This is a genomic window from Nocardiopsis endophytica, assembly GCF_027706725.1.
In the GTDB taxonomy this organism is placed as follows: domain Bacteria; phylum Actinomycetota; class Actinomycetes; order Streptosporangiales; family Streptosporangiaceae; genus Nocardiopsis_A; species Nocardiopsis_A endophytica.
Window position 1 is genome coordinate 1 of sequence record NZ_JAQFWQ010000192.1, and the last position, 5,106, is coordinate 5,106.

The following is a 5,106-nucleotide window of genomic DNA, read 5'->3' on the forward strand; positions in this document are numbered from 1 at the left end:
CCACGACAGTGGGGCTCCCAGGTCTTCACGAGCAGGGACCGACGCCGCCCCGCCCCCACGTCAAGGAAGGGCCACGGATGGTGTTCACCCACGGACCCGACGACGGCGGCAGGGCGGCCGCCCGGTCCGCCGACGTGCTGCTGGCCCGGGTCGCGCGGGCCAGTGCCGGACGTACCGCGGGGATCCTCCTGTGCTCGGCCGGGGCCGCCGCGGCCTCGATCGCGCTCCCCGCCGTGCTCGGCACCACCCTCGACCTCCTGCTGGACCGTGCCCCCGGCGCGGGGCGCATGCTCGCCGCCGCGGCGGGGCTCGCCGCGGCCGAGGTGGTCCTGGGCGCCTGTACCGCCCTTCTGTCGGGGACGGTGGGGGCCCACTCCACCGCGTGGCTCCGCCGCAGGGCGGTCGCCGGCCTGCTCGCCACCTCCCCTCCCGAAGCCGCCCGGCACTCCCCCGGCGAGGTGGCGACGCGCCTGTCGGCCAACGCCGCCGAGGCCGGAGCGGCCCCCGCCGCGGCAGCACAGGTGGCCGCCGCGGCGCTGGCGCCGGTCGGAGCGCTGATCGCCCTGGTCCTCATCGACCCGTGGACGGCGCTGGCGTTCACGGCGGGGCTGCCCCTGCTGGTGCTGCTCCTGCGGTCGTTCGCCCGCCGTTCCACCGAGAGCGTCGGGCGCTACCTGCAGGTGCAGGCCGCCATCGCCTCCCGGCTGACGGACGCCCTGGGGGGCGCCCGCGCCATCGCCGCCTCCGCCACGGTGGACGCCGAGCGCGACCGCGTCCTCCGGCCGCTCGGCGCGCTCAGCACGGCGGGGCGGGGGATGTGGGCGGTGCACGGCTCTGCGATGGCGCGCAGCGGCGTGCTCATGCCCCTGCTGGTCACGGTCGTGCTCGCGGTGGGCGGGCTCGGGCTGGCCGCCGGGCGGCTCAGCGTCGGCGACCTGCTGGCGGTGTCGCGCTACGCGTCCCTGGCCGCGGGGCTGGGGGCGGTGGCCGAGCCGCTGGGGGCGCTCGTGCGCGGGCGGACGGCGGCGCGCCGCGTCGACGCCCTGGTCCGCGCGCCGTCGCTGCGCTACGGGACGTCCGGACTGCCGCCGGGAGGCCCGGGGACGCTGGAACTGCGCGGCGTGCGAGTGCGGCGCGGGCAGGCCCAGCCGCTGCGCGGGGTCGACCTGCGCGTCCCCGGCGGACTGACGGCGGCCGTGGTCGGCCGCTCGGGGGCGGGCAAGTCGACGCTCGCGGAGGTGGCGGGGCGCCTGGCCGACCCCGACGAAGGGGAGGTGCTGCTGGACGGCGTGCGCCTGGACCGGCTCGCGGAGGCCGAGCTGCGCAGGGAGGTGGGGTACGCGTTCGAGCGGCCGCACCTGTCCGGGGCCACCGTCGCCGACGCCGTCGCGGCGGGCGCCGAGACGGCCTCGGCGGAGAGTGTGCGATCGGCGGCGCGAGCGGCCGGGGCGGACGCCTTCATCCGGACGCTTCCCCAGGGGTATGCGACGCCGCTGGACGAGGCCCCGCTCTCGGGCGGGGAACTGCAGCGGTTGGGGCTGGCGCGGGCCTTCGCCCACGCCGGGCGGCTGCTGATCCTGGACGACGCCACCTCCAGCCTGGACACCGCGACCGAACGGCAGGTGGACCGCGCGCTGACCCACCGGGTCCGCCCCGGGACCAGGCTGATGGTCGCGCACCGCCTCTCGTCGGCGGCGCGGGCGGACCTGGTGGTGTGGCTGGAGGAGGGCCGCGTCCGGGCGGTGGGCCCCCACAAGGAGTTGTGGGGCGATCCGGAGTACCGCGCGGTCTTCGGCCACGCCTCGGACACGCCGCCGACGGCGGAACGGCATGACATCCCCGGCCCCGGCCTCGGAGAGGAGCGACCGGTGTGAATTCCCGTGATACCCCTCGGCACCGTGCGGCCGTCCACCGCGAACGGCGGGGCTCCCCTCCGACCGGTCCCGCACAGAAGGGGGCAGGTTGAACTCCGCCGCGACGGCTTCTGGAAGTCCTGCCCGAACGCCGCCGGATGCCGACGGCGCACGGCCCCGCGAACCGCGACGCCCGTACCGGGGGACCGTCCGCAGACTCCTCCCGCTCGGGCTGCGCTTCTTCCGGCGCCACAAGGGCGCCCTCATCGGGCTCGCCGCGTGGTCGCTGCTGGAGTCGGTCCAGACCTTCCTCGTCGGCTTCGCCGTCGCCTGGTCCCTCGACCGCGGGTTCCTCGCCGGGCGGCCCGCCGAAGGGCTGGCGTGGCTCGCCGTCGCCGCCGCTTCGGTGCTGCTCGCCGGGCCGGTCCTGCGCGGCGTGTTCCGGCGGCTCTCCGGGCTCGTCGAACCCTTCCGGGACGGGCTGGTGCGGCGCGCCGCCGACCAGGCCCTGGGCCGGGCCGTGGCCGACCCGGCCCGCGCGGCCGAAGCCGAACGCGCCGCCGTCTCCCGCCTCACCCGGCAGACCGAGATCGCCCGGGACGGCTTCGCCGGGCTGGTGCTGACGGTGCGGTCGTTCGCCTTCACCGCCGTGGGCGCCGTCGCCGGGATGGCGGCCCTCGCGCCCGAGCTGCTGCCGGTCGTGCTCCCGCCGATGGCCGTGGGCCTGCTGCTCTTCCTGCTCACCCTGCCCCCCATGGCCGCCGCGCAGCGCCGGTACCTCGACGCGGACGAGGCCTTCACCGACCGCGCCGCCGCCCTGCGCACCGGACTGCGCGACCTGGTGGCCTGCGGGACGACCCGCACCGCCGGGACCGGACCGGACGGACTCGCCGACGAGGCCGCCGCGGCGGGACGGTCCCTGGCCCGGTGGACGGCGGTGCGCACCCTGGCCCTGGGGGCGGCCGGACAGCTCCCGGTCGTCACGCTCCTGGCGGCCGTGCCGTGGCTGCTCGACCGGGGGGTGAGCGCCGGGGCCCTGATGGGGGCGCTGACCTACCTGGTGCAGTCCCTTCTCCCCGCGCTGCGGACCATGATGACGGCGGTGGCCGCGGCCGGGAGCCGCCTGGTCGTGGTGCTGGAGCGGTTCGTTCCGCCGGAGGGGACGGGGGAGGGCCCGGCGGAGGGCCCGGACGTGGGGACCGCCGTCGGGCAGAGCGCGGACACCGGACCGCCCGAAGGCCCGCCGGAGGGGGACGTGCCCGGGCGCGGCGCGGCCCCGCCCGCGATCCTGTGCCGGGACCTCCGAGTCTCCTACGGCGCCGGGACGCCGCCGCTCCTGGAGGGGTTCGACCTCACCGTCCCCGCCGGGGAGCACGTCGCCGTCGTCGGTCCCAGCGGCATCGGCAAGTCGACGCTCGCCCATGTGCTGACCGGCCTGCACTCCCCCGACCGGGGCGAGGTGTTCCTCAGCGGTGTGCCGGTGCGGGGGCGGGCCTCGCGGCCGATGGCGCGCACCCGGGTCCTGCTCCCGCAGGAGGGCTACGTGTTCGCCGGAACCGTCCGGGAGAACCTGGCCCAACTCGCCCCCGGGGCCGGGGAGGAGCCGATCCGCGAAGCGGTGGCGGCGCTGGGCCTCGGCCCGCTGGTGGAGCGCCTCGGCGGCCTCGGCGCCGACGTCGACCCGGCCGCGCTCTCCGCCGGTGAACGGCAGATGCTCTGCCTCGGCCGTGCCCACGCCTCCCCCGCCCCGCTGCTGATCCTGGACGAGGCCGCCTGCCACCTCGCGCCGGAGGACGAGGCGCGCGCGGAGGAGGCGCTGGCGCGGCGGCCGGGGACGACGCTGCTGGTCATCGCCCACCGGCTCTCATCGGCGCTGCGGGCCGACCGGATCGTGGTCCTGGACGGGAGGTGCGCGGCGGTCGGCACGCACGAGGAGCTGCTGCGCGCGTCGCCGCTCTACCGCGACCTGACGGGGTACTGGGAGGCGCCCGGGTGACCGGCGACCGCAGGATGCCTAAGGGAGTGGTCATCCCTGGCGGGTGGGCGGGCGGCGTCTCCGACGGCCGGGGCCCGGCCCGACCTCGGGAACCGTGGCCGGGCCCCGGCCGTCCGTGGACGGTCTTCGGGGACTCCATCGCTCCAGCGGACGCCGCCGCTCAGGCCGCGCCGCTCCCGCCGCCGCGCGGGAGGACCGTGCCCAGGACCGACGGCAGGCCGGTCCAGTCGCTGGTCACCGTCGTCGCACCGGCGTCGGCCAGCTCGGCCACCCGGGCCGCGGCCTCGTCCTCGCCCGGGGACACCGGGTCGATCTCCGGCGGCACCGCGTGGGCGTCGGTCATGATCAGCAGGTAGTTGTTGTCCACGTACCAGGAGGTGTCGATGCCGCCGCCGGCGTAGGCCGGGGCGCTGCCGTCGAACACCACGAACCACGGCCGCAGGCCCACATCGTCGTAGCGCTCCCTCGGGTCCCCGGCCTCGGCGTCCAGGACCGCGGGGAAGGCCGCGGCCCCGCCGATCCCGCCCTCCTCGGCGAGGTCGCGCAGGTGGCGGGCGTACTCCTCGTCGGTCCACAGGTCGTCGAAGGGGTTCTGCCGCTCGACGGTGCCGGGGATGAGCTCGATGAGGACCTTGCCCGCGAGCGCGTCGCGGTCGGCCCAGTCCCCCGCGGCGGCGGCCTCGTCCAGGGTGGCCCTGCCGCCGAGCAGGTCGGCCGGGCGGTGGACGGCGTCGCCGAGCGTCTCGCCGACGAGCGTGTCGAACTCGGCGGGGCCCAGCCCCCCGGCCGCGTGGAACCCGTCCTTCATCTCGATCTTGAGCACGATGGGCCGGTGGCCGGGCTGCGTGTCGTGCCAGGTGCGGATGTCGGTGAGGCAGGCGCGGAGGTCGCCGTCGCCGCCCCGGCGCAGGCCGTCGGGGTCGGTCGCGCCGGCGCAGTTGTTGCTCTGGCCAATGAGGTCGTGGTTGACCCGCCAGTCGCCGCTGTGCTCGTCGGTCCACACGTCGAGCTCCAGCAGCCCGGCGCCGGAGTCCAGGGCGTCGGCGAAGTAGGGGAAGGCGGACTTCTCGTAGGCGTTGTGCACGCCGACCGAGGTGGTGGCGGCGATCGATCCGGAGTCGGCGTGGGCGGACGCGACGGGGGCGGCGGGGACGAGGATCAGGCCGAACGCGGCGGCGGCACCGAGGAGCCGAGGAGCGGGGAGGGAGCGGGGCACGGGTCCTCCTTGGGGATGGCCGTGGGGGCCGTGGGGGGAAG

The 5,106-nt window shown here is 77.4% G+C and carries 3 protein-coding genes; 2 read left to right on the forward strand and 1 reads right to left on the reverse strand.

Annotated features, from left to right (window positions below):
* The first annotated feature begins 77 nt into the window (after positions 1-77).
* Entirely contained in the window at positions 78-1,874 is a 1,797-nt protein-coding gene (locus O4J56_RS31715) for an ATP-binding cassette domain-containing protein (protein WP_270690912.1), read from the forward strand.
* Positions 1,875-2,085: 211 nt separating this feature from the next.
* Entirely contained in the window at positions 2,086-3,849 is a 1,764-nt protein-coding gene (locus O4J56_RS31720; RefSeq protein ID WP_408639202.1) for an ATP-binding cassette domain-containing protein, read from the forward strand.
* 160 nt (positions 3,850-4,009) lie between these two features.
* Here O4J56_RS31720 and O4J56_RS31725 read toward each other — a convergent pair whose 3' ends face one another.
* Entirely contained in the window at positions 4,010-5,065 is a 1,056-nt protein-coding gene (locus O4J56_RS31725) for a phosphatidylinositol-specific phospholipase C domain-containing protein (protein WP_270690916.1), read from the reverse strand.
* Positions 5,066-5,106: the final 41 nt, after the last annotated feature.

Bases quoted from the DNA above. Each gene is read 5' to 3' on its own strand.
- O4J56_RS31715 (WP_270690912.1), top strand. From the start codon at position 78: ATGGTGTTCACCCACGGACCCGACGACGGCGGCAGGGCGGCCGCCCGG.